The organism is Afipia sp. P52-10, from assembly GCF_000516555.1.
Taxonomy (GTDB): Bacteria; Pseudomonadota; Alphaproteobacteria; order Rhizobiales; family Xanthobacteraceae; genus P52-10.
This window is the reverse complement of sequence record NZ_AZSJ01000007.1, coordinates 272248-297940: the sequence shown is the minus strand read 5'-3', so window position 1 is coordinate 297940 and position 25693 is coordinate 272248. Positions and strand designations below refer to the sequence as shown.

General features: G+C 64.5%; 21 protein-coding genes. 10 read left to right on the top strand and 11 right to left on the bottom strand.

The window, feature by feature from the left end:
* Positions 1 to 3: 3 nt before the first annotated feature.
* From X566_RS18605 to aspS, 3 genes are all read right to left on the bottom strand, one after another.
* Positions 4 to 303, bottom strand: coding sequence for a hypothetical protein (locus X566_RS18605; protein ID WP_051444338.1), 300 nt, complete (start codon positions 301 to 303; stop codon positions 4 to 6).
* A 431-nt stretch (positions 304 to 734) separates the two neighbouring features.
* Positions 735 to 3044: an NADP-dependent malic enzyme gene (locus X566_RS18600; RefSeq protein WP_034470391.1), complete on the bottom strand. Its 2310-nt coding sequence runs from the start codon at positions 3042 to 3044 to the stop codon at positions 735 to 737.
* Between the two features lie 104 nt (positions 3045 to 3148).
* The gene (gene aspS / locus X566_RS18595) at positions 3149 to 4921 is read right to left on the bottom strand and encodes an aspartate--tRNA ligase (protein WP_034470389.1); all 1773 of its coding nucleotides are present in this window, start codon (positions 4919 to 4921) and stop codon (positions 3149 to 3151) included.
* A gap of 205 nt (positions 4922 to 5126) precedes the next feature.
* On the opposite strand from aspS, the gene rnd reads away from it, so the two are divergent.
* Complete coding sequence (gene rnd / locus X566_RS18590) at positions 5127 to 6275, top strand: ribonuclease D (RefSeq protein WP_034470387.1); 1149 nt, start codon at positions 5127 to 5129, stop codon at positions 6273 to 6275.
* 128 nt (positions 6276 to 6403) lie between these two features.
* Here rnd and ppx read toward each other — a convergent pair whose 3' ends face one another.
* The 4 genes from ppx to X566_RS18570 all read right to left on the bottom strand — a co-directional run bounded on the left by ppx (position 6404) and on the right by X566_RS18570 (position 11714).
* Complete coding sequence (gene ppx / locus X566_RS18585; RefSeq protein ID WP_244434835.1) at positions 6404 to 7933, bottom strand: exopolyphosphatase; 1530 nt, start codon at positions 7931 to 7933, stop codon at positions 6404 to 6406.
* A 10-nt stretch (positions 7934 to 7943) separates the two neighbouring features.
* Positions 7944 to 10145, bottom strand: a complete 2202-nt coding sequence (locus X566_RS18580) for an RNA degradosome polyphosphate kinase (RefSeq protein WP_034470384.1) — start codon at positions 10143 to 10145, stop codon at positions 7944 to 7946.
* A gap of 248 nt (positions 10146 to 10393) precedes the next feature.
* Positions 10394 to 11077 (bottom strand): chromosomal replication initiator protein DnaA, encoded by a 684-nt coding sequence (locus X566_RS18575; protein WP_034470381.1) that lies wholly within the window; start codon positions 11075 to 11077, stop codon positions 10394 to 10396.
* A gap of 91 nt (positions 11078 to 11168) precedes the next feature.
* Positions 11169 to 11714: a CDP-alcohol phosphatidyltransferase family protein gene (locus X566_RS18570; RefSeq protein WP_034470378.1), complete on the bottom strand. Its 546-nt coding sequence runs from the start codon at positions 11712 to 11714 to the stop codon at positions 11169 to 11171.
* A gap of 166 nt (positions 11715 to 11880) precedes the next feature.
* On the opposite strand from X566_RS18570, the gene purM reads away from it, so the two are divergent.
* Entirely contained in the window at positions 11881 to 12954 is a 1074-nt protein-coding gene (gene purM / locus X566_RS18565; protein WP_034470375.1) for a phosphoribosylformylglycinamidine cyclo-ligase, read from the top strand.
* Positions 12955 to 12958: 4 nt separating this feature from the next.
* On the top strand, positions 12959 to 13609 hold the full coding sequence (gene purN / locus X566_RS18560; RefSeq protein WP_034470373.1) for a phosphoribosylglycinamide formyltransferase: 651 nt from the start codon (positions 12959 to 12961) through the stop codon (positions 13607 to 13609).
* Between the two features lie 81 nt (positions 13610 to 13690).
* On the opposite strand, the gene ndk is transcribed toward purN, so the two are convergent.
* Positions 13691 to 14113, bottom strand: coding sequence for a nucleoside-diphosphate kinase (gene ndk / locus X566_RS18555; protein ID WP_034470371.1), 423 nt, complete (start codon positions 14111 to 14113; stop codon positions 13691 to 13693).
* Positions 14114 to 14442: 329 nt separating this feature from the next.
* Between ndk and X566_RS18550 the strand changes: the two genes are divergently transcribed.
* From X566_RS18550 to X566_RS18535, 4 genes are all read left to right on the top strand, one after another.
* The gene (locus X566_RS18550) at positions 14443 to 14703 is read left to right on the top strand and encodes a hypothetical protein (protein WP_343213121.1); all 261 of its coding nucleotides are present in this window, start codon (positions 14443 to 14445) and stop codon (positions 14701 to 14703) included.
* Positions 14704 to 14940: 237 nt separating this feature from the next.
* Positions 14941 to 15201, top strand: a complete 261-nt coding sequence (locus X566_RS18545) for a hypothetical protein (protein ID WP_034472378.1) — start codon at positions 14941 to 14943, stop codon at positions 15199 to 15201.
* A 241-nt stretch (positions 15202 to 15442) separates the two neighbouring features.
* Complete coding sequence (locus X566_RS18540) at positions 15443 to 15640, top strand: hypothetical protein (protein WP_034470369.1); 198 nt, start codon at positions 15443 to 15445, stop codon at positions 15638 to 15640.
* Positions 15641 to 15723: 83 nt separating this feature from the next.
* Entirely contained in the window at positions 15724 to 17592 is a 1869-nt protein-coding gene (locus tag X566_RS18535) for an ABC-F family ATP-binding cassette domain-containing protein (protein ID WP_034470368.1), read from the top strand.
* A gap of 178 nt (positions 17593 to 17770) precedes the next feature.
* Here the strand turns inward: X566_RS18535 and X566_RS18530 are convergent, their stop codons facing one another.
* The 3 genes from X566_RS18530 to X566_RS18520 form a co-directional block, all read right to left on the bottom strand.
* A complete protein-coding gene (locus tag X566_RS18530) occupies positions 17771 to 18286 on the bottom strand; it encodes a hypothetical protein (protein WP_034472376.1) in 516 nt (171 codons plus the stop codon).
* Between the two features lie 200 nt (positions 18287 to 18486).
* Positions 18487 to 18939 (bottom strand): DNA polymerase III subunit chi, encoded by a 453-nt coding sequence (locus X566_RS18525; protein WP_034470366.1) that lies wholly within the window; start codon positions 18937 to 18939, stop codon positions 18487 to 18489.
* Between the two features lie 19 nt (positions 18940 to 18958).
* Entirely contained in the window at positions 18959 to 20455 is a 1497-nt protein-coding gene (locus X566_RS18520) for a leucyl aminopeptidase (protein WP_034470362.1), read from the bottom strand.
* A 417-nt stretch (positions 20456 to 20872) separates the two neighbouring features.
* Between X566_RS18520 and lptF the strand changes: the two genes are divergently transcribed.
* The 3 genes from lptF to X566_RS18505 are packed head-to-tail and all read left to right on the top strand — an operon-like array spanning position 20873 to position 25660.
* On the top strand, positions 20873 to 22042 hold the full coding sequence (lptF, locus tag X566_RS18515) for an LPS export ABC transporter permease LptF (RefSeq protein ID WP_034470359.1): 1170 nt from the start codon (positions 20873 to 20875) through the stop codon (positions 22040 to 22042).
* A 13-nt stretch (positions 22043 to 22055) separates the two neighbouring features.
* Positions 22056 to 23141, top strand: coding sequence for an LPS export ABC transporter permease LptG (gene lptG / locus X566_RS18510; RefSeq protein WP_034470356.1), 1086 nt, complete (start codon positions 22056 to 22058; stop codon positions 23139 to 23141).
* Positions 23141 to 25660, top strand: a complete 2520-nt coding sequence (locus X566_RS18505; RefSeq protein ID WP_081740320.1) for an LPS-assembly protein LptD — start codon at positions 23141 to 23143, stop codon at positions 25658 to 25660. Before lptG ends, X566_RS18505 begins: the two co-directional genes overlap by 1 nt.
* Positions 25661 to 25693 lie beyond the last annotated feature (33 nt).

Sequence of the window (25693 nt, the reverse complement as noted above, 5' to 3'; positions counted from 1 at the left end):
CGATCAGCCGCAGAAGCGGCGTGAGACCAGGCGATACTCGCCACTCGGATAACGGTACCAGCAGCGGCGATCGTACCAGTAATAGCCATCGCGGCGCGGCTCGAAGGTGAGCGCGGCGGCTGTGCCCGCGCCGATCACGCCGCCGACGATCGCGCCGGCCGCACGTCCACCGGTGGCCGCAGCGCCGACACCCGCTCCGATGGCGCCACCGACAATGGTGGCCAGCGGGTCTTGCGCCTTGGCGTCCTGCACCGGCAGCGCCATGGCCGAAGCGAGCAGCAAGGTAGCTCCCAGATAACGCATCTCAGCATCTCCTTCATCACCACCCGAGACGGAGTATGCCCCGGCAGGCGAGTTTTTCAAACCACCATCGGTACGCATCCGCGTCAGATGTGCCGATCCGGCTTTCGCCGCAATTGCAGCTCTTTGCGCGCCGTGGAGACGGTCCCATCCGGAAAACGCATCGAACGGTGGCGATCCTCGCCACTCATCGCGATCCGTTGCCGATTCGGATGGCGAAACTGTATCGGCGCAAAACGCTGTGAAAACAGAACGCAGGCGAGCGTCCCCCTTGCCCGTCTGCGTTCTGAAGCAGAAGTCTTCCAAGGCAGTTTCCTGTCCTGATGGAATCAGAACCGGAGGCTCTGGCTCTTTCTTTGACGCGTCTTCTCCACGCGAACGGGTATCCATCCCGGATCAAGTCCGGGACAGGCTTGCGCTCGAAAATGCTTTGGTCAGGCGAACAGCGTCGGCTGCCCGCGTGCAGCCTGCGCCTGGGCCTCAACCGCCGCAACCGCGGTCATGTTGAGCACGCCGCGTGCGGTCACAGATGGCGTCAGGATATGCGCCGGACGCGCCGGACCGATCAGGATCGGCCCGACCGGCAACGCGTCGGTCAGCGCCTTGGTCATCTGATAGGCGATGTTGGCGGCATCGAGGTTCGGCATCACCAGGATGTTGGCGGCGCCTTCCAGGCAGGTGTGGGGCAGCACCCGCTGGCGCGCCAGCGGCGTCAGCGCGGAATCGCCATGCATCTCGCCGTCCGCCTCCAGTTCAGGATGCGCCGCGTGCAGCAGTTCGGTGGCCCGCCGCATCTTGCGCGCTGAAGCCGTGTCGTAGCTGCCGAAGTTCGAGTGCGACAGGAACGCGATTTTTGGCTTCAGGCCGAAGCGCTCCACATGCCGCGCCGCGAGGGCAGCGATTTCCGCAAGCTCCTCCGCCGACGGATCGGGACGGACATGGGTATCGCTGATGAAGAACGCCCCATTCGAGGTGATCACCAGCGCGAGCGCGGCGAAATCCTGCATGCCCGGCGTCAGGCCGATGATCTCGCGGATGCGCCGCAGGTGGCTGAGGAAGCGCCCCTCAACGCCGCAGATCATCGCGTCCGCCTCGCCGCGCCGCACCGCGAGCGCCGCGATCACGGTGTTGTTGGTGCGCACCAGCGTCCGCGCCGCCTCCGGTGTGATACCCGAGCGGCCGGCCGCATCGATATAGTCCTGCACGTAGGAACGATAGCGCGGATCGTCGTCCGGATTGACCAGGTCGAAGTCGTGACCGGCGCGGATCGACAGACCAAATCGCTTCAGCCGCGCCTCCACCACCGACGGGCGGCCGACCAGGATCGGCTTGGCGAGCTTCTCCTCCAGCACCGCCTGGGTCGCCCGCAGAATACGTTCGTCCTCACCCTCAGCATAGATCACCCGCACCGGCTGCGTCCGCGCCTTGGTGAACACGGGCTTCATCACGAAGCCGGAGCGGAAGGCGAAGCGCTCCAGCGTTTCCTTGTAAGCGTCGAAGTCCTGGATCGGCCGCGAGGCGACACCGGAGTCCATGGCCGCCTTCGCGACCGCCGGCGAGATGCGCAGGATCAGCCGCGGATCGAACGGCGACGGGATCAGCGAGCCCGGACCGAAGCCCAGCACCTCGCCTTCATAGGCGCGCGCCACCACATCGGAGGGCGCCTCGCGCGCCAGCGCTGCGATCGCCGAGGCGGCCGCGCGCTTCATCTCCTCGTTGATCGCGGTGGCGCCGCAGTCGAGCGCGCCGCGGAACATGAACGGGAAGCAGAGGACGTTGTTGACCTGGTTCGGGAAGTCGGACCGGCCGGTGCAGATCATCGCGTCGGGGCGCACGGCGCGCACCTCGTCCGGCATGATCTCCGGCGTCGGATTGGCGAGCGCCATCACCAGCGGCTGCTCGGCCATCTTGGCGACCATCTCCTGGGTCAGCACGTTCGGCCCCGACAAGCCGATGAAGATATCCGCGCCGACGATGATGTCGGCCAGCGTCCGCGCATCGGTCTTCTGCGCGTAGGCGGCCTTCCAGCGGTCCATCCGCGTGTTGCGGCCTTCGTGGATCACGCCGTCCTTGTCGGAGACGAAGATATTCTTCTTCTGCGCGCCCATCGAGACGAGCAGGTTGAGACAGGCGAGCGAGGCAGCGCCCGCGCCGACCGCGGCGATCTTGACGTTCTCGATCTTCTTGCCGGTCAGCAGCATCGCGTTCTCGACAGCGGCCGCGACGATGATGGCGGTGCCGTGCTGGTCATCGTGGAACACCGGGATCTTCATGCGCTCCTTGAGCTGGGCTTCGATGTCGAAGCACTCGGGCGCCTTGATGTCTTCGAGGTTGATGCCGCCGAAGGTCGGCTCCAGCGCCGCCACCGTCTGCACCACGCTGTCGATCGTGTCCGCCTTGATCTCGATGTCGAACACATCGATGCCGGCGAACTTCTTGAACAGCACCGCCTTGCCCTCCATCACCGGCTTCGACGCCAGCGGGCCGATATTGCCGAGGCCGAGGACGGCGGTGCCGTTCGACACCACGGCGACCAGGTTGGCGCGGCTCGTCAGTGACGCGGCCTCCTGCGGATCGGCGGCGATCGCCTCGCAGGCGGCGGCAACGCCCGGCGAGTAGGCCAGCGCCAGGTCACGCTGGTTGCCGAGCGGTTTGGTGGCCTTGATTTCGAGCTTTCCGGGCTTCGGCAGCCGATGATACGCCAGTGCCGCAGCGTTGAGGTCTTCAGAACCCGATGACGACATGCATTCCCTCTGGCGCCTTTGCGGGTGTGCGCCGCCCCAATCAGTCTTCTTACCTGCACCAGACTGCGTTGCAGCGCAGCCTGGCATAGTGCCGCTCCGCAAGCTTAGTTCTGCGGCAAATTGAGCCGGATGTGAAGCTCCCGGAGCTGCTTCGTGGTCGCCTCCGACGGTGCGCCCATCAGCAGGTCTTCCGCGCGCTGGTTCATCGGGAAGAGTGAGATTTCGCGCAGGTTGGTCGTGCCGCAGAGCAACATGACGATCCGGTCAATTCCGGCGGCCATGCCACCATGCGGCGGTGCGCCGTACTGGAAAGCACGATACATGCCACCAAACCGCTCGATCACGTCCTTCTCGCCGTAGCCCGCGATCTCGAACGCCTTCACCATCGCCTCGGGGCGATGGTTGCGGATGCCGCCCGATGCAATCTCGTAGCCGTTGCAGACGATGTCGTACTGGAAGGCCTTGATGGTCAGCGGGTCCTGCGTCGTCAGCGCGTCCAACCCGCCCTGCGGCATCGAAAACGGGTTATGCGAGAAGTCGATCTTCTTCTCGGTCTCGTCATACTCGTACATCGGGAAATCGACGATCCAGGCGAGCGCAAAACGCTCCTTGTCGACGAGGTTCAATTCCTCGCCGACCTTGGTGCGCGCGAGCCCTGCGAACTTCCAGAACTTCGCCGGATCACCGGCGACGAAGAACGCGGCGTCGCCCTCCTTCAGGCCGAGCTGACCGCGGATCGCTGCGGTGCGCTCAGGCCCGATGTTGTTGGCGAGCGGACCTGCGCCCTCGCCGCCCTCACGCCACATGATGTAGCCGAGGCCCGGCTGGCCTTCGCCCTGCGCCCACGAGTTCATCCGGTCGCAGAAGGCGCGCGACCCGCCGCCCGGCCCCGGAATCGCCCAGACCTGGTTCTTCGGGTCTTCCAGCATGCGCGCGAACACCTTGAAACCGGAGCCGCGGAAGTGCCCGGAGACATCCTGCATCACCAGTGGATTGCGCAGGTCGGGCTTGTCGGAGCCGTATTTCTGGATCGCCTCGGCGAACGGAATGCGCGGCCAGGGCGTCGTCACCGGCTTGCCGTTGGCAAACTCGTTGAAGACGCCGGTGACGACGGGCTCCATGGTCGAGAACACGTCCTCCTGCTCGACGAAGCTCATTTCGACATCGAGCTGATAGAACTCGCCGGGCAGACGGTCGGCGCGCGGATCCTCGTCGCGGAAACACGGCGCAATCTGGAAGTAGCGGTCGAAGCCCGACATCATCAGGAGCTGCTTGTACTGCTGCGGCGCCTGCGGCAGCGCATAGAACTTGCCCGGATGGATGCGGCTCGGCACCAGGAAGTCGCGCGCGCCTTCGGGCGACGATGCAGTCAGGATCGGCGTCTGGAATTCGAAGAAGCCGCCCTCCTTCATCCGGCGGCGCATCGAATCGATGATCTGCCCGCGCGTCATGATGTTCTTGTGCAGCCGCTCGCGACGCAGGTCGAGGAAGCGGTACTTCAGCCGCACGTCCTCGGGATAATCGAGATCGCCGAACACCGGCAGCGGCAGCTCGGCGGCGGGGCCGAGCACCTCGATCTCGTTGATGAACACCTCGACCTCGCCGGTCGGCAGTTCAGCGTTGTCGGTGCCCTCCGGGCGGCGGCGGACCTTGCCGTCGATCCGCACCACCCATTCCGCACGCAGCGTCTCGGCCGCCTTGAAGGCGGGCGAATCGGGGTCGGCCACGCACTGGGTCAGCCCGTAATGATCGCGCAGGTCGATGAACAGCAGGCCACCGTGATCCCGGACGCGATGGACCCAGCCGGACAGGCGGACGATCTCGTCGATGTGGCTGGCGCGAAGCGCGCCGCAGGTGTGGGACCGGTAGCGATGCATGACAACCCTAAGGAAAATGAGCGAGAATCCGCAAATGGCGCGGCGCGCAGCGGGTTTAGCCGAGGTGGCGCGGTACGGCAACCGAGAGGCGCAGCCTTCGGCGCCTCCCTGGCCGCCGATTCCGGTGGAAAGCCCCTTAAAATCAACGCTGTTGCCGCCTAAAAGCGGGGCGACAAGGCCGTTCAGCTGCGTTATTCAGCAGCCCATGGATTTGATTGCGACCACCGAGGCCCTCGCAGCCGCCTGCGAACGCCTCGCCAAACACCCCGTCATCACCGTCGATACCGAGTTTCTGCGGGAGACGACCTACTATCCCCTGCTCTGTGTCATCCAGATGGCCAGCGCCGAGGAAGCCGTCGTCGTGGACGCCCTGGCCGAAGGAATCGATCTGAAGCCGTTCTTCGACCTGATGGGCAACGAGCGGGTGCTGAAGGTGTTCCACGCCGCCCGCCAGGACATCGAAATCATCTGGCACCGGGCCGGCATGCTGCCGCACCCGATCTTCGACACCCAGGTCGCGGCCATGGTGCTCGGCTACGGCGACAGTATCGCCTACGACGCGCTGGTGGAGAAGATCACCGGCCATCGCCCCGACAAGTCCCACCGCTTCACCGACTGGTCGCGCCGGCCGCTGACCAAGGAGCAGATCGTCTACGCGGAGGCCGACGTCACCCACCTGCGCGACGTGTTCAAGGCGCTGGATGCGGACTTAAAGAAGCGCGGCCGCAGTGACTGGGTATCGGAGGAGATGGAAGTGCTCACTTCACCCCGCACCTACGACAACGACCCGACACGCGCCTGGGAGCGGCTGAAGACGCGCGTGCGCAAGCCGAAGGAGCTCGGCGTGCTGATGGAGGTCGCCGCCTGGCGCGAGCGCGAGGCGCAAAGCCGCGACGTGCCGCGCAGCCGCGTGCTCAAGGACGACGCCATCGGCGACATCGCTACTCATGCACCGACCTCGCTGGAGAAGCTCGCGCATCTGCGCTCGATCCCGAAGGGTTTCGAGCGCTCCAAGTGGGGCGCCGACATCGTCGCCGCGGTGGAACGCGGCCTTGGCCGCGATCCGCAGACGTTGCCGAAGCTGGAGAAGCCGCGCAGCAACGCGGCGGGTTCGGCGATCGTCGAACTCTTGAAGGTGCTGCTGCGGATGACCTCCGAACGGCATCACGTCGCCGCCAAGGTGATCGCCACCATCGACGATCTCGAGCAGATCGCCGCCAGCGACAAGGCGGATGTGCCTGCCCTGCACGGCTGGCGCCGCGAGCTGTTCGGCGAAGCGGCGCTCGCGCTCAAGCACGGCCAGCTGGCCCTCGCGATCGACAAGGGCCGCGTGGTGCGCGTCGAACGCAATTAGCGAACCGCTTCAAAATTCTCGGCGTCGTCCTAACGAAAGCTGGGACCCAGCCCTCCGAGACGCTCGTTGCTGAGAGCACATGGCATCCTGGATGCTCGCATGCGCGGGCATGACAGTCATTGATGCTTTCAGCTTCGTTCGATCGCAGAGCTCAGACCGATCAGCCGGGTCACCTGCTTGAAGCGGTTGGCGATGCGGTCGCCAGCAAGCGCGGCAACGCGCGGTTCGAACGATAGCGTCATCTTGCGACCGCGCAGTTTGAAATGGGTTGCGCCGAGCACGCCGGTCTGCGCCGCCGAGATCAGGTGCGCGACGCGGATCGCCGAACCGAGCACCTGGGCCCAACCCAGCATGCCTTCGGAGACCAGTTCGGCGACGCGCGGCGACAGCTCGTCATGCGCCTCGCCAAGGCCGGCATAGCGATAGTAGACGGTCAGCCCGATGAAGGCTCGGCCCTCGTGATCGATCGAGCCGAAATTGCCGTTCGCCAGCAGATTCAGCGTCTGCTCGCCGCGATAATCGGGATGTGCGCGCCAGCCGATGTCGGCGACGAGGCAGGCGACGTGGCGCAACCGCCGCTCTTCCGGCGTCTCGACGATCTCGGCCGCCCTGATGAAGCGACTGGTCCAGTCGAACAGCTCCTCGGCATGACGCGGTGAACGCGAGCGCAGCACGTTGAGATCGCTCGCGGCCGCAAGCAGCCCGTCCCTTGCCTGCTCGGCGGCGGAGAGCTTCGAGAACAAGAGACCTTCGCGCACGCCGTAAGTGGAGATCATCACCGTCTTCGGCTTGGCGACGCGAATGATGTGTTCCAGCACCAGCGCTGCGTAAGCGAGCAGCGGCCGCCGCGCATCGGCAACTGCTTCAATATCCGGCAGCGTGCGCCCGGGCGTCATCCGCTTCACCCGTCGCACGAACGCCAGCGCCTCGTCGGCCGGGATGGAATAGCCATGCATCACGCGCAGCGGATAATTGGTCTGCGAGATGTGCAGCCGCGCCAGCGCACGCCAGGTTCCGCCCACCGCATAGAAGATACGGCCGCGCCCGGCCTTCAGTTCGTCGAGCCCGGAGAGCGCGTCTTTGACGATCTTCTCGGCGCGCTTGATCGACTTGCGCGACATGTCCTGCAGCGCGAGGCCGCCGAGCGGCAGCGACACGCCACGGCTGACGCGGCGGCCCAAGATGTCCACCAGTTCGAGCGAACCACCGCCAAGATCGCCGACGATGCCGTCCGGCTTGTAGACGCCCGACACCACGCCGAGCGCGGACTGCTTGGCTTCCTGCGCGCCGGAGAGGATTTCGATCCTGGTGCCGGCGATCTTTTCGGCGCGGGCGATGAACTCGGGTCCGTTCTTGGCATCGCGACAGGCGGCAGTGGCGATCACATAGGTCCGCCCCACATGCATGACGCGGCAGAGCGCGCGGAAGCGGCGCAAGGCGCCAAGCGCTCGCTCGACGGCGTCCGCTGCCAACAGTCCGCTCGAATACACCTCACGACCAAGACCGCAGAGGATCTTCTCGTTGAAGAACGGAGTCAGGCTGCGCGTCAGCGCCTCGTAGACGACGAGACGCACCGAGTTCGAACCGATGTCGATGACCGCGACCGCAGGCCCAGACGTCCGCGATGCGTGGGTCAGGCGCGCGTGACGAAGCTGCACGAGCTTGTGGTTATGAAGAGGATTGCTGGCGGTCCGAACGGCGCGTGAGTCTGCGCGGTGAGGATTCTTTGAGCGACTTGCCACGGCCCGACAGACTTGGATTCGTCATGAAGTATTTGTGCAGGTTGAAGGGCTCCTCGCCCCTCGCGGCCTTCATACGCGTTGACGACCCATCCGGCAACAACTGCCAGCTCTGCTCGTTGTCCTTCAGATTCGCGACCATGATCTGGTCCAGAACCTGTTGATGCACCGTCGGATTCTGCAACGGACAGAGCACCTCGACGCGGCGGTCGAGATTGCGCGGCATCATGTCCGCCGACGAGATATACACAGCCGCTTTCGGTGACGGCAGCCCATATCCCATGCCAAAGCAGTAGATTCGGCCATGTTCCAGGAACCGGCCGATGATCGACTTCACGCGGATGTTTTCCGACAGGCCAGGGACGCCGGGCCGCAGGCAGCAGATTCCGCGCACGACAAGATCGATCGAGACGCCGGCATTGGATGCCTCATAGAGCGCATCAATGATCTCCGGATCGACCAGCGAATTCATCTTCATCCAGATCGCCGCAGGCTTGCCCTGCTTGGCATAGGCGGCCTCGCCGTGGATGTGGCCAAGGATGCTCCGGCGCAGCGTCAGCGGCGACACCGCCATCCGCTCGATATCGATCGGTTCGGCGTAGCCGGTGATGAAGTTGAACACGCGCGCCACATCGCGGCCGATCACGCTGTCGGAGGTGAAGTATGACAGGTCGGTATAGATGCGCGCGGTGACCGGATGATAGTTGCCCGTGCCGACGTGCACGTAGGTCGTGAGGCTGCCGCCTTCGCGGCGCACCACCAGCGATAGCTTCGCGTGCGTCTTCAGTTCGATGAAGCCGTAGACGACCTGCACGCCCGCGCGCTCCATGTCGCGTGCCCAGCGGATGTTCGCCTCCTCGTCGAAGCGCGCCTTCAGCTCGATCAGCGCGGTGACCGACTTGCCGGCCTCGGCCGCTTCCACCAGCGCTTTGACGATCGGCGAGTTGGACGAGGTGCGATACAGCGTTTGCTTGATTGCCACCACGTCCGGATCGCGCGACGCCTGCTGCAGGAACTGCACCACCACGTCGAACGACTCGTAAGGATGGTGCACGACCAGATCCTTTTGCCGGATCGCCGCGAAGATGTCGCCGCCATGATCGCGCACGCGCTCGGGATGGCGCGGCACGTAGGGTGCGAACTCCAGGTCCGGCCGGTCGAGCCGCGTGAGCTGCGACAGTTCGTTCATCGCCAGCACGCCATCAACCAGGAACATCTCGTCATCGGCGACCGCGAGTTCACGTTGCACGAATGCGCGCAGCTCCTCAGGCATCGCCGCCTCGATCTCGAGGCGGATCACCGATCCACGGCGGCGGCGCTTCAGCGCGGTCTCGAAGGTGCGGACCAGGTCTTCCGCCTCTTCCTCGATTTCGATCTCGGAGTCGCGGATGATACGGAACGCGCCCTGCCCCTTCACCATGTAGCCGGGGAACAGCCGCCCGATGAACAGGCTGGTGGCCTGCTCCAAGGTCATCAGCCGCATCGCCTCGTCCTTGGCCGAAGGCAGGCGGATGAAACGGTCGATCTTGCCGGGCATGCGGATCAACGCGTTCATCGCCTTGCCGTCGGACACGCGCGAGAGCTGCAGCGCGATCGAGAAGCCGAGGCTCGGAATGAACGGGAATGGGTGCGCCGGGTCGATCGCCAGCGGCGTCAGCAGCGGAAAAATGTTGTGCAGGAAGTGGTCTTCGATCCAGGTCCGCTCCTGCTTGGTGACCTCGCGACCCTCGATCAGGGCAATCCCGGCATCGGCCAGGATCGTCCGCAAATCGCGCCAGATCGCCTGCTGATCGGTGGCGAGCGCCGACACGGCTTCGTTGATGCGGGCGAGCTGCTCGGCCGGAGACAGCCCGTCCGGGCTCTTCTCGACGATGCCCTCGCGCACCTGCGCCTTCAGGCCGGCGACGCGGACCATGAAGAACTCGTCAAGGTTATTGGCAGAAATCGACAGGAAGCGGAGCCGTTCCAGCGCTGGATGCAGCGTGTTGACGGACTCCTCGAGGACGCGGCGGTTGAAGTGCAGCCAGGAGAGTTCCCGGTTGATGAACCGCTCGGCCCCGGCTCCGGTCACCGACTGGTGCGCCTCTGGCCTCTTTTCATCTTCAAGAACAACAACTTCTGGCGAGTCCATCACCCATCACCCAACTGGTCGCACGGCCCATTCGTACGGGAATCAAAGCGCGGCGGAGCATCGCCATCGACCGTGACGCTGGGATGACATGATGAGCTTCCTTCCCATGGCGGTCCAGACGGCCTTGTCGCCAGGCTGGTTCCGAATGCGCTGCTCATGACCCGATCCACCGGACCTTACCACCCACCCGACCTCCCGGGACACGACCTCAGCGCGGCGAGGTGTCCTCGCCCGAGCGCTTTCCGGAATCAAGCCGCTGGTCCCCGCAACAGTTCCGAAGCCAGGGCTCGCGTCACCGGCCGTCCGAGCCGCAGCGATTCGCGATCCAGCAGGTCCACGGCCCTTCGCGCTGCAGCAAAGGAGCGTTCAATCCGCGCCGCAACGTAATTAACCAGGCTCTCATCGACGGTGAGCTGCCGGTCCATGCACAATTTGACGATCAGCGCCCGCAAGAGCGCATCGTCCGGCGACGCCAGCGTCACCACCGGAACCGCCCGCAGTCGCGAGGCGAGGTCCGGCAGATCAAAGGTCCAGGTGGCCGGAAGCGTACGCGCGGTCATCAGCACGTCCGCCTGCTGCTGGCGAGCGAGGTTGAGCAGATGAAATAGCGCCCGCTCGTCCACCGCGGACGGGGCGACGTCCTCGATCACCAGCGCGCCGGTCGCCAGCGCATCAGGCACAGTCGCCGCCGTCAGAGCCCGCGCCGCCGTCAGCCGCGCGCCGGAATTGACCGCCCAGATCGATGCGAGATGACTCTTGCCGGCCCCGCTTTCGCCGGTCAGCATGACGGTCCGGGCCGGCCAGTCCGGCCAGCGGTCGATCAGCGCGACGGCTGCGGCATTGCCCGGCCCTTCGAGAAAATCCTCGCGCGTAAGGCTTTCCGCATGCGGCAAGGAAAACGCCAGTTGCCGCGGTTGCGCGCTACCTGCCACTTGACTCAAACTCCCGATGCGCCTTGCTGCAGCGCCCGTTCCGCTTCTCGACCACGATCGCGCCCAAAGCAAGACAGCAACCGAGATCCCGCTATTGGTTCGATTCCAACTCGCTCATGTGGCGCATCCACTCGACCAGGTAAAAGCCGACCGACGCCAGTGTCAGCACCGTCACCGCCGCCATCAGGATCATGTCCAGCGGTGCCACCGCGAAGCCGAAGCCGAGTGCGGCCATGATCACGCCGGCATAGAACACCTGCGCCACCGTGTTCAGTTTCGAGACCATCAGCGGCTTCATCGGGATCGGCCGGCCCACCAGCCAGGAGACGATCACCGCGCCGATGATGATAATGTCGCGCGAGACCACCAGGATCACCAGCCAGCGCGGAATTTCGGCGACGATGCCGAGCGCGACGTAGATCGATACCAACAGGCACTTGTCCGCCAGCGGATCGAGCATCGCACCGATCTCGCTCTGCATGTTGAAGCGCTTGGCGAGGAAGCCGTCCACTGCATCGCTCAGGCCGGCGATGAAGAACAGCACGAACGCCACCGCCATCTGACCGGATGTGATCGCCCAGATGATGACCGGAACCAGCAGGATCCGGACCAAGGTAATGAGGTTTGGAATATTCACGCGCAGGTCCCGGACGCCGGGCGGGCACCCCTCCCCACGGAGTGCCCCGCCCGGCTACTTGTCTACATAGTACAGTTGGCAGACCGGTGCGAGCCATTGCGCGGACAAGGAAATCTGCGTAACCAGCGGATTGCCGACCCATAGCCCTCTCGACCGGCCGAAAGAGATGACCGACCGCAAGAACAGCCTCACCTACGCCGACGCGGGCGTCGATATCGATGCCGGCAACCGGCTGGTCGACCTGATCAAGCCGATGGTGCGCGCAACCGCTCGACCGGGCGCCGATGCGGAAATCGGCGGCTTCGGCGGGCTGTTTGATCTCAAGGCCGCAGGCTTCAAGGACCCGGTCCTGGTGGCGGCCACCGACGGGGTCGGCACCAAGGTCAAGATCGCGATCGAGACCAAGATCCACACCGGCATCGGCATCGATCTGGTGGCGATGTCGGTGAACGATCTGGTGGTCCAGGGCGCCGAGCCGCTGTTCTTCCTCGACTACTTTGCCTGCGGCAAGCTCGATCCGGAGGCAACCGCGGCAATCGTCGCGGGCGTCGCCGAAGGGTGCCGCGAATCCGGCTGCGCGCTGATCGGCGGCGAGACCGCCGAGATGCCCGGCCTCTACAAGGACGGCGACTACGACCTCGCGGGTTTCGCTGTCGGCGCCGCTGAACGCGGCACGCTGCTGCCGACCAAGGACATCGCCGCCGGTGACGTGGTGATCGGCCTCGCCTCCTCCGGCGTCCACTCCAACGGCTATTCGCTGGTGCGCAAGATCGTCGAGGTCTCTGGCCTCGGCTGGGATGCGCCAGCCCCGTTCGCGCCGGTGATGACGCTCGGTGGCGCGCTGCTCACGCCCACCCGCCTCTACGTCAAATCCTGCCTGCGCGCGATCCGCGAGACCGGTGCGGTGAAGGCACTCGCCCACATCACCGGCGGCGGCTTCACCGACAACATTCCGCGCGTGCTGCCGAACGGCCTCGGCGTGCGGATCGACCTCGCCGAATTGAAGATGCTGCCGGTGTTCAAGTGGCTGGCGGCGCAAGGCGGCATCGCCGAGCGCGAGATGCTGCGCACCTTCAACTGCGGCGTCGGCATGGTCGCGATCGTCAAGGCGGAGGCGGCGCAACGGGTGACCGATGTGCTGATGAGCTCAGGCGAGACCGTGATGCCGCTCGGCCAGGTGATCGCAGCGGACGGCGACGAGCGTGTCGTCTATGACAACCAACTCGACATGAAGCCGTAACGCGATGCGACGGCGCGTTGCCATTCTGATCTCCGGGCGCGGCTCCAACATGAGCGCGCTGATCGAGGCCGCGCGCGACAACGCGTTTCCCGCCGAGATCACCGTCGTCATTTCCAACAAGCCGGATGCGGCTGGCGTGGCGAAGGCGCGCGAGGCTGGCATTCCGGTGGAAATCGTCGCGAGCAAGCCCTACGGCAAAGACCGCGCCGGCTTCGAGGCCGCGCTGCAGGCGGTGCTGGACAGCCGCAGCATCGACATCGTCTGCCTCGCCGGCTTCATGCGGCTGTTCACCGCCGATTTCGTGCTGCGCTGGCAGGGCCGGATGCTGAACATCCATCCCTCGCTGCTGCCCTCGTTTCCGGGGCTGGAGCCGCACGCCCAGGCGATCAAGGCTGGCGTCAAGCTCTCCGGCGCGACCGTGCATTTCGTCACCCCGGATACCGACGCAGGCCCCATCATCATGCAGGGCGCGGTCGCGGTGGCTGACGACGACACCCCGGAGACGCTGTCCGGGCGCATCCTCACCGTCGAGCATCGCATCTATCCGGCGGCGCTGAAGCTCGTCGCCGACATGCGCGTGCGCATCGACGGCGACCGATGCATCATCGAAGGCAGCGAGGCCAGCGGCACGCCGCTGATCGCCCCCTCCGCCTGATCCACAAAGACGCTGGTCCGGACAAACGAAAACGCCGGGCGCGAACACGCCCGGCGTTTTGCAACTGTAAGCCTGATCAGCTCAGCCGACGATCTCGTTACCGGAGAAGAACTGCGCAATCTCGATCGCCGCAGTCTCGGCCGCGTCCGAACCATGCACCGAGTTCTCGCCGATCGACTTCGCATGCAGCTTGCGGATGGTGCCATCGGCCGCCTTCGACGGATCGGTCGCGCCCATCACGTCGCGATAGCGCGCGATCGCATTGTCGCCTTCCAGCACCTGCACGACGACCGGAGCCGAAATCATGAAGTCGACCAGTTCGCCGAAGAACGGACGCGCCTTGTGCACGGCGTAGAAGGTCTCGGCCTGTTCCTTGGTCATGCGGATACGCTTCTGCGCGACGATGCGAAGTCCCGCCTTCTCGATGATGGCGTTGATGGCGCCGGTGAGATTACGCTCGGTCGCGTCCGGCTTGATGATCGAGAAGGTGCGTTCAATCGCCATGATCTGGTCCCTGCAGGCAATGGTTAATGAGGTGCCGGGCTTATAACGATGCCTTTCCGCTCCGGCAAGCGGGGCGGCTGCTGCATTTGCACGCGGAATTCGGGCCAAAGCGCGGACAGAAGGCCGCGCAGGTCAGATCCCTTCCTTACGGTCATGTCATCTAGCTTGCGGCGAATTCATGAAGGTGAACTCAGTCTGACCGGCCCGTGACGGCCCCGTTCAGTGATCACCCACTAGGCTCTCCTGCATTGAACGGCCGTAGCGCAGGGCTAACAGCCACGCGCACAGACCGTTCGCAAAGCCGGACTGTACGTCCTGGAATGGAGAGTATGATGTTTCGCAAGCTTGCTCTTGGTCTTGTTGCCGCAGCGTCGCTCGGTGCCGCAGCGATCGCACCGACGGCGGCTTCCGCCTGGGACGGCGGTCCGCACTACCGCGGCTATGACCATCATCGCCCCTATCATGGCTTCGGCATGAAGCGTGACTGGCGCGGCTCCCACGCCCACTTCCGTCATCGCGGCTGCATTCAGCAGCGCCTGGTGCCGACCCCGTTCGGCCCCCGCTATCGCACGGTGAATGTCTGCCGCTGACCCTTCTTTCTCCCTGTGACTGACCAACCTCGACCCCGGCCTCACCAGCCGGGGTTCCTTTTTGCGCGCGGCCTTCGGCGCAGTACTCCGCCCGATCGCGTCAATCCGCATCCAGGTTCAAACACATCGACAAAAAATGATCCGCCCCGGCCTTGAACGCGCGCAACCGCGGCTGAGACGAACCGGCCATGGGACACCACACGGGCAGACAGCGCCCCAACCTTGGAGACCACGACCATGATCCGCAAACTCGTTCTCGGCCTCGCCGCGGCCGCCTCCCTCACCGCCGTCGCGCTGATGCCGACCTCGGCCTCAGCGTTCACCGTCAAGCTCGGCGGCGGCTGGCATCCGCATCACCACCATCACCATGGCTACTACGGCTTCGGTCCGTCCTTCGTGGTCGGTGGCCCGGTCTACGCCCGCAGCTGCTATCAGCAGCGGCTCGTGCAGACCCGCAAGGGCATGCGCTGGCGCACGGTCAACGTCTGCGCATTCTGATTGGAGACGGGGTCAGATCGCAGGACCGCTGCAGGCTTGCAACTTGCAAAAGGCCCCCGGTGCCGCCCAACGCACCGGGGTTTTGTTATTGCCAAGCGTTCAGGTTCCCGGCAAAAAGACAGTCTGCACCAATTTGAATAAAAATTTACGAGTTGCTCACCATCTCCACCGGTTTCTCGCAACCATTTCCTCCATCACCGCTTGATCTACCGCAAGCGCGTTGAATCGATGGAACCCCTTAATGTCGACCCGCACCAATGACGACGACGGCCTTCAGCTCGATCCTTCCACCAGCCGCGCGGTGGCGCGCGGCATCGGCGAGAAACTGAAGCAGACGATCGGGTTCAGCGCGCCGTTTCCGGATCGGCTGCAGCACCTCCTCAACGAGTTGCAGGCGCGTGAGGCGCATGAGCCCCCGGCCGACGACAAACCCCGCTGATACGTTCAGTCCGCGTCGCGTGACGCCGAAACGCTCGATAAAAGCGGTTGCGTTCCAGCTCTGAAGCGGTGAATAACGCCGCCATGCTGTCCATCACCGACATCTCGATCCGCGTCGCCGGACGCCTGCTGATCGATCACGCCACTGTGCGGATCGTGCCGGGCGCGCGCGTCGGTTTCGTCGGCCGTAATGGAACCGGCAAGTCCACCCTGTTCAAGGCGATCCGCGGCGAACTCGCGACCGAGAGCGGCCGCATCGAAGTGCCGGCGCGCTGGCGGATCGGCAGCCTCGCGCAGGAAGCCCCGAGCGGCCCGGAGAGCCTGATCGCGGTGGTGCTCTCAGCCGACACCGAGCGCGCAAGCCTGCTCGCCGAGGCCGAAACAGCACAGGACCCGGACCGGATCGCCGAGATTCAGACCCGGCTGGTGGATATCGACGCGCATTCGGCGCCGGCGCGCGCGGCCGCCATTCTCTCCGGCCTCGGTTTCTCGGCCGAAGATCAGCAGCGTCCCTGCCAGGAATTCTCCGGCGGCTGGCGCATGCGCGTGGCGCTCGCGGCGACGCTGTTCGCAGCTCCCGACCTGCTATTGCTGGACGAGCCGACCAACTATCTCGATCTCGAAGGCACGCTGTGGCTGGAGGATCATCTGGCGCGCTATCCGCGCACGGTGATCGTCGTCAGCCACGACCGCGACCTGTTGGAAAACTCCGTCGATCAGATCCTGCACCTCGATCGCGGCAAGCTGACGCTCTATCGCGGCGCATATGCCTCGTTCGCGCAACAGCGCGCGGCGCGCGAACTGCTCGACGCCAAGGCGGTGAAGCGGCAGGAAGCGGAGCGCGCGAAGCTGCAGGCATTCGTCGATCGCTTCAAGGCGAAGGCGTCGAAGGCACGCCAGGCGCAATCACGCGTGAAGATGCTGGAGCGGATGCAGCCGATCACCGCGCTCGTCACCCAGGACGTGCGCGAGATCACATTCCCCGCACCGGAAAAGCTGCTGTCGCCGCCGATCATCGCGGTGAACGGCGTCGCCGTCGGCTACGACCCGGACAAGCCGGTGCTGAATCGCATCACGCTGCGCATCGACAACGACGATCGCATCGCCCTGCTCGGGCAGAACGGCAACGGCAAATCGACGCTGGTGAAGCTGCTCGCCAATCGCCTCGCGCCATTCTCGGGTAACGTGACGCGCGCCGACAAGCTCGCTGTCGGCTACTTCGCCCAGCACCAGGTGGACGAACTGAACCTCGACGGTTCGCCCTACAGCCACGTCCGGCAACTGATGCCCGACGCGCCAGAGACCAAGATCCGCGCCCGCGCCGGCGCCATCGGCTTCTCCGGCCAGGCCGCCGACACGAAGGTCACCAGCCTGTCCGGCGGCGAGAAGGCCCGACTGCTGCTCGGGCTCGCGACGTTTTTCGCCCCGCAGCTGATCATCCTCGACGAGCCGACCAACCATCTCGACATCGACAGCCGCGCGGCGCTCGCCGAAGCGATCAACGAATTTCCCGGCGCCGTGATCATGGTCAGCCACGATCGCTACCTGATCGACGCCTGCGCCGACCGACTGTGGGTCGTGGCGAACGGCGCCGTCACGCCTTACGAAGGTGACCTCGACGATTACCGTCGGGAAGTTCTCTCAGCGCGCGGCCAGCGATCCCAGCGCGAGCGCGACGACAGCGCACCGCGCCGCGATGAGACGCGGCGCGCAGAGAAGATCGACCGCAAGCCGTTGCGGCAGAAGGTCTCCGATGCGGAAGCGGAGATCGAACGCATCAACGGTATCATCGCCAAGATCGATGCGGCGCTGGCCTTGCCCGACATCTTCCAGCGCGATCCGGCCAAGGCCGCGCAACTATCGAAGGCTCGCAGTGCCGCAGCAGCAGCGCTCGCGCGCGCCGAAGACGAGTGGCTGCAAGCGAGTTCGTCGCTGGAAGCTGCGTCGGGTTAAGCGAAACGTGCTGAGGAGCCGCCTTATGATCCCGCTCCCGCAAGCGCACGAAGCGAAAGTGCGTAGTGGTTCTTGAACCACGCTTTCGGCTGAGGATGATGCGCAAGCAAAAGCCTCTGCCTCCCTCTCGATCAGGCGCCCATTCAAAAATGATGCAGCAGAGTTTTGATCGGCGAAATCAGCCGTGGCGCGCCTTCTGGCGCCCCTTGGTACGGGTCGGCGCAGGCTCAGGCTCAGCGCCCCGCTCCATTGAATTCAGCCGCCCCCCCGCGAAACGATAGATGCCCGGACGCGGACCGCGCACATAGGTCAACACCGTAATGCGCTGACCGCCCTCGTTGGTGATCGACACGTTGTCGGGTTGGCCCGCCACGCGCGCCACGTCGCATTCGGAACGACCAATCGCGATCCCGCCCGACGCCGGCTCGGCCCCCGCAGGCACGCCGGTATCGGTCATCGCATTGGCATCGCCGGTCATCATGCCGGCGCAATATCCTTCGGCGCTAATCAGGTCGGAAGCAGCAACCGGCCGGTCGTCGGACAAGGGCGGCGTCTCGAGAGTCAGGCTGCGGTTGAACATCCGCGTCGGGCGGTTGAACCACTCCGCATCCTTCAGCGAAAAGTCCGCCGCGCCGCACCCTGCGAGCAGCGGTGTCGCCGCAAGCAGGGCAACCGTCACGCGCCTATGCTGCATCAACCACTTCATTCGCCAACCACGCCTACAAGCCACGCCTGATCGCGATGCACGATCGCATCGCCAGAATCCAACATCAACAGGTTCAACAGAGGCTTTGCGGCATCACCGTGACCCGCAGCACTGTTCACACCCTTAATCCCCGAAGATGCTTAATGCCATCGGCGCGCCGTCATCGCAACGTTTGATGCGGCGCAGCGTCAGGCTTTCCTCTGCCAGCGGCCGAGTTCATCACTCTGCCAATAAGTGACATCGAAACCCTTCGCCTTGCTGGCCGTCCACGCAGCTCGCGCGGCCACGGTCGCATCCTCGTCATCACCATTGAACATCAGCACGAGACGCTGATAGCCCGCCGCGTCCGCGGGCAGATCGGCACAGTCGATCAGGAAACGGACCGAGGCCTGGTTCGGGTTATCGTCCTGCACTGCCAGGATGATCGGCTGTTCGGCCGCATCCCGATCGCGCCAGGTTCCATGCGGCAGGAACGAGTCGTCACGATAGGTCCACAGATGCGAGTCGAGCGCGTCGGCACGTTCCTCCGACGCCGCCTGCACCACCACGCGCCAGCCGCGCTCGAGCGACTTCTCGAGCAGCGGCGGCAGCACGCGTTCCACCGTCTGGTTCTGCAGATGATAGAACAGCACTTCGGTCATGGCCGCCGCCGCGCTCTGATCATTTCTTCGCTTCGTAGTAGTCGGCCACCAGCCGATCGAGCAGCCGCACGCCGTAACCGGTTCCGAACGACGTGTTGATGTCGCTCGACGGCGCGCCCATGCCAGTGCCGGCGATATCGATATGCGCCCACGGCGTCTCATTGACGAAGCGCTGCAACAGTTGGGCCGCAGTGATCGAGCCGCCGTAGCGCGGACCGGTGTTCTTCATGTCCGCAAACTTGGAATCGATCAGCTTGTCGTAGGCTGCACCGAGCGGCATCCGCCACACGGTCTCGCCGGTCGCGAGACCTGCAAGCCGCAGCCGCTCCGACAGCTCGTCGTTGTTGGAGAACAGGCCCGCATGCTCGGTGCCGAGCGCAACTAGGATCGCGCCGGTCAGCGTCGCAAGATCGACCATGAATTGCGGCTTGTAGGTCTTCGCCACGTAATAGAGCACGTCGGCAAGCACGAGCCGACCTTCGGCATCGGTATTGATGATCTCGATGGTCTGGCCCGACATGGTCTTGACGATGTCGCCGGGCCGCTGCGCGTTCCCGTCCGGCATATTCTCGACCAGGCCGATGGCGCCGATCGCGTTCACCTTCGCCTTACGTGCGGCGAGCGCGTGCATCAGGCCGACCACGCAGGCCGCGCCCGCCATGTCGCCCTTCATCTCCTCCATGCCGCCGGCGGGTTTGATTGAGATGCCGCCAGTGTCGAAGCAGACACCCTTGCCGACGAAACCGACCGGCTTGTCGCCCTTCTTGCCGCCGTTCCAGCGCATCACGACCATGCGGCCCTCGCGCACCGAGCCCTGTGCCACGCCAAGCAGCGCGCCCATGCCGAGTTTGGTCATCGCCTTCTTATCGAAGATCTCGACCTGGACGCCGAGCTTGCGCAGTTGTGCTGCGCGCTTGGCGAACTCCTCCGGATAGAGAACGTTCGGCGGCTCGTTGACGAGATCGCGGGCGACGATGACACCGTCGGTCACCTGGTCGACCGGTGCGAACGCCTTCTTCGCCGCCGAGACATCCGAAACGGCGATCGACACGGCAAGCTTCGGCGTATCGTCGTCATCCTTCTTCTTCGTCTTGTAGCGGTCAAAGGTATAAGCCCGCAGCCGGATGCCAGACGCCACCGCGGCGACATCGGCGGGCTTGAAGGCGCCGCCTGCGAGTTCGGCGACCACCGTGACCGCTGGCGCGTTCTTCAGCCGTCCGGAAATCTGACCGCCGAGCTTGATGTAATCCTCGGCCTTCAGCGCCCCGGCCTTGCCGGTGCCGATCACGATCAACCGTTCGGCCTTTAGTCCAGCCGGCGCCAAAATATCGAGCGCCGCCCCGGCCTTGCCCTTGAAACGGGCAGCCGACGCCGCTCGCTTCACGGTCTCTGCGGTTCCACCAAGAATTTTTGCCGATGCCGAGCCAAATTTCAGGGATTCATCGGTGAACAGGACCAGAACACTCTTGGCGGCGGCCGAGAGCGGAACGAAGCCGATCGTGATGGAATCGGACATGAAAACCTCCAGAGCTTGAGGCCGGAATCGACCCTTCGGGCGCGACGTCCGAACCGGGGCCGGTTTTCGGGAAAGTTCATGCCCAAACAACAGGATATGCGACGAATCCGATTCCGCGAAGCCGAATCGGCGTTCAGAGGATGTGCCGCGCCCGGCGACCATCGCACTATGGCCTGGGGCTACAGCCGCTGCCAAGCGCCGGAAGCGGCCATACACGGGGTATGGTCGTGCCCGGAAGGCCACAATTAACCAACAATCGCGCCTGACAAGGGGGTGGCCATCGACAGGCCATTTTGTTGACCTCTCAATGGGATGGTAAAGCTTGAGGGGTGGTGAGCCGTCAGCTATCCGCAACGCCCGTGGGGACGGGATTGCATCATCTGCTGCGGCATCAAAGGGGACGGCTTGCGCTGACCGATGGGGTCGATCGACAGCTATATCTTCCGTCAGACGTTTGCGGCGTTCGTGCTCGTCGTGACGACGCTGACCGGCGTGATTTGGATCACGCAGGCGCTGCGCGGCATCGACGTGATGACGAGCCAGGGCCAGACCGTGCTCGTCTTCATCGGACTGACCGGACTTGCGATCCCCTATCTCGTGCTGGTGATCGCGCCGATCGCTTTGGTGATCGCGGTGGCCTACGCTCTGAACAAGCTCTCCACCGATTCCGAGATCATCGTCATGAACGCCGCCGGCATGCAGCCCTGGCGGCTGTTCCGTCCGTTCCTGTACGTAACCATCGTCGTGTCGCTGCTGATCCTTGCGACCTCAGCCTTCATCGCGCCTGACGGACTGCGCCGGCTGAAGGCCTGGCAGCGCGAGATCACCGCCGACGTGCTGACCAACGTGCTGCAGACCGGTAAGTTCGTCGAGGTCGAGCGCAACCTGACACTGCGCGTGCGCGATCGCCAGCCGGGCGGACTCCTGGTCGGTATCTTCGTCGACGATCGTCGCGATCCGAACGAGCGCGTCACCATCATTGCGGATCGCGGCACCGTGCTGAAAAACGAGAGCGGCTCCTATCTCGTTCTCGACGAAGGCAACCTGCAGCGCTTCCAAGCCGGCCGCCGCGAGCCGACGCTGATCGTGTTCGACCGCTACGCCTTCGATATGTCGAAGATCGGTAACGTCTCGTCCGCCGTCACCTATTCGATCCGCGAACGCTACCTGTGGGAGCTGTTCAATCCCGATCCCGACGATCCGATGTTCAAGCAGTTTCCCGGGCAATTCCGCGCCGAACTGCACGAACGTCTGACCTCACCGCTCTATCCGTTCGCGTTCATGGCGCTGACCTTCGCCTTCCTCGGCTCGCCGCGCACCACGCGCCAGAGCCGCAGCCTGTCGATCACCAATGCGATTCTTTCGGTCGGCGCGCTGCGCCTGGCCGGATTTGCCTGCACCGTCATGGCGGTGAACTCGGCTTATGCGGCACCGCTGCAATATGCGATGCTGCTGGCGACCTTCCTGTTCAGCATCTGGGCGATCTTGAACGTCAAAACGCTCGAGCCGCCGACGGTGCTGCTCGACACCATCAACGGCCTCGTCGAGCGCGTGTCGCGCCGGCTGACGCCGTCGGCCTCCTCGTAGAGCGGAGGGCGCGATGGTCACCAACACTTTGGCCCGTTACTTCGCCGGCAAGTTCGTCGGTGCAGCGCTTGGCGTGTTCGCCGGCGTGTTCGTGCTGATCGTGCTGGTGGACTACATCGAACTGACCCGTAAGACGTCCGGCATCGACGTGCCGACCTGGCTCGTGGTGCAGACCTCGCTGTTTCGCGTGCCGCAGCTGTTGGAGCGGTTGATGCCGTTCTGCGTGCTGGTGGCGGCGATGTCCTGCTACCTCAATTTGTCGCGGCGGCTGGAACTGGTGGTGGCGCGGGCCGCCGGGGTTTCGGCTTGGCAATTCATGACCCCTGCCCTGGTCAGCGCGCTGGTGCTCGGGGTGATCGCCACCACGGTCTACAATCCGGTGTCGGCAGAGATGCAGGAACGCGCCCAGGCGAACGAAACCCTGCTGTTCGGCGATCGCACGCAGATGATGCAGGACGCGGTCGGCTTCTGGCTCAACCAGGTCACGAACGAGGGTCAGACCATCATCAATGCCGCCAGCAGCCAGCGGCGCGGTGTCGCACTCGCCGGCCTCACCGTCTTCCGGTTCGATCCGCAGCACAAATTCAAGGAGCGGCTGGACGCGCGCGAGGCCACCTTGGAAGATGGTTACTGGCTGTTGAAGGGTGTGCGTCGCTACACCTTCGACGCCCCGCCGCTGGCGGAGGACACCCATCGAATCAAGACGAATCTCACCCCCGATCAGGTGCGCGGAAGCTTCGCCAACCCCGAATCCGTGTCGTTCTGGGAGTTGCCCGATTACATCACCTCGTCGCAGAATTCGGGGCTGTCGACCGCGGGCTACCGGCTGCAATATCAAAAACTGCTGTCCAGACCGTTCTTGTTAGCCGCAATGGTCATGCTGGCCTCGGCCGTCAGCCTCAGATTCTTTCGCCTCGGCGGTGTCCAGAAGATGGTTTTGAGTGGCATCGCGGCGGGGTTTCTGCTTTATGTCCTGTCGAAAGTCACTGAAGATCTGAGCAAGGCCGAGTTGATGCATCCAATCACTGCGGCGTGGTTGCCGGTAGCGGTTGGCAGCCTCGTCGGTTTGCTGGCCTTGTTGTACCTGGAGGACGGCTGATGACGACGCCAGTCGCCACCCGCCGTACGTCTGTTCGCGTCACTCGGCGCCGCATGATCATGCGTTGCGCGTGTGCCGTCGCACACCTGTCGCTTGCACTGGCCGCCTTCGCGCCGGCGGCGTTGCTGACGGCTGCGCCCGCGCACGCCCAGCAGACCTACACGTTCAACCCGCCCGCTCCGAAGCCGCCGCCGCCGCAGACCCGTAGCAACGATGACGGGCAGATGCTCGTGCAGGCGCAGGAGATGAACTACGACAACGTCAATTCGCTGGTGTCGGCGGTTGGCGGCGTGCAGATCTTCTACAACGGCACCACGCTGGAAGCCGACCGCGTCACCTACAACCAGAAGACCAAGCGCCTCGCCGCCGAAGGCAATGTCCGGATGACGGACAAGGACGGCAAGATCACCTACGCGAATTACCTCGAGCTCAGCGACGATTATCGCGACGGCTTCGTTGATTCGCTGCGCATGGACACCGCCGACCAGACACGGATGGCTGCGACCCGCGCCGACCGCTCCGGCGGCAACTTCACCGTGTTCCAGAACGGCGTCTACACCGCCTGTGCCGCGTGTAAGGACAATCCGAAGAAGCCGCCGCTGTGGCAGATCAAGGCTGCGCGCATCATCCACGATCAGGGCGAGAAGATGCTCTATTACGAGGATGCGCGGCTGGAGTTCTTCGGCGTGCCCCTTGCCTACATGCCCTACTTCTACTCGCCGGATCCGACGGTGAAGCGGAAGACAGGCTTTCTAATGCCGCTTGCCTCGTCGAACACGAAGTACGGCATCGGCCTGCAGACGCCGTATTACATCGCGCTCGCGCCGGACTACGACCTGACGCTGACCCCCCGCTTTACCACCAAGCAGGGCGTGCTGATGCAGGGCCAGTTCCGCCAGCGGATGATCAACGGCTCCTACGAGATTCGCGGCTACGGCATCCGTCAGCTCGATAAGGACGAGTTCCTGCGCACCGAAGGTCCGGCGACGCCAGGCTACCGGGATTGGCGCGGCGGCGTCACCACGAAGGGTGACTTCGCCATCAACGACCGCTGGTCGTGGGGCTGGGACGGCACGCTGGTCTCCGACCGGACATTCTTCCAGGACTATTCGCTCGGCACCTTCCGGCGACCGCAGGCGGTGTTCTCCACCATCCCGACCGATGCCGTGTCGCAGCTGTACCTGACCGGCGTCGGCACGCGCTCGTTCTTCGATGCCCGCGGCATGTACTTCTACGGCTTCTCCGAGGCCGACGTGCAGCGGCAGATTCCGATCGTTCACCCGGTGATCGACTATGCCAACGTCTTCAACCGGCCGATCCTGGGCGGCGAACTGAGCTATCGCGCCAACTTCACGAGCCTGAGCCGCGAGGCGATTTCGTACAACCCGATCACTGCCACCGCTCAGTCGATGGGCTGGTGTCTGCCGACCTCCGCGGACCCGACCGTCAAAACCCCCGCGAACTGTCTGCTGCGCGGCATCGCCGGCAACTTCACCCGCCTCTCGGCGGAGGCGACCTGGAAGCGCTCGTTCACCGATTCGATCGGTCAGATCTGGACGCCGTTCATCCAGGTGCGCGGCGACGTCAACCATGCCCAGGTCAACGACGCGCTCGGCGTGACTAACTACCTGCCGACCGGCGACACCACTGCCGCCCGCTTCATGCCGGCCGTCGGCTTCGAGTATCGCTACCCGTTCATCAGCGTTCAGCCGTGGGGAACCCAGGTGATCGAGCCGGTGGCGCAGGTCATCATCCGTCCAAACGAACAGATGATCGGCAGGCTGCCGAACGAAGACGCCCAGAGCCTGGTGTTCGACGAAACCAACCTGTTCAACGTCAACAAGTTCTCGGGGTGGGACCGCACCGAGGGCGGCGGCCGCGCCAATGTCGGTATCCGCGGCACGACCCAGTTCGACCGCGGCGGCTTCATCAATTTCGCGTTCGGCCAGTCCTACCAGTTGTTCGGCGTGAATTCGTACGCTGTCGGCGATCTGACCAACACCGGCCTCGGGTCGGGCCTCGACAAGCCGCGCTCCGACTATGTCGGCGGCGTCTCCTATCAGCCCAACAGCCTGCTGACCTTCTCTGCCCGCACGCGCCTCGACGAGGCGACGTTCGACCTGCGCCGGCTCGAACTCGAGACCCGGGCCAACTTCGATCGCTGGTCGGTCAGCCTGTTGTACGGCAACTACGACAAGCAGCCGGAGCTCGGCTTCCTGGAGCGCCGTGAGGGCGTTCTCACCACGGCCTCGCTCAAGCTTGCCAGCAACTGGGTGGTCAGCGGCGGCGTGCGCTATGACCTGCATGCCGACAAGGTCAACCAGACCATCGTCGGCGCCGGTTACGTCGATGACTGCTTCGTGCTTGGCATGAATTATATTACCGACTACGGCTACAGCGGAAACCCGACCACCAACCACCGCGTGATGCTGCAGATCGGCCTGCGGACGATCGGTACGACAACGTTCAATCAGAACACGTCAGCGTCGTCATCGACCAGCGGTTCCTCACTGTTCTAAGCGGCGCGGTTCCGGTCGCGCTGCCGAGGTTTT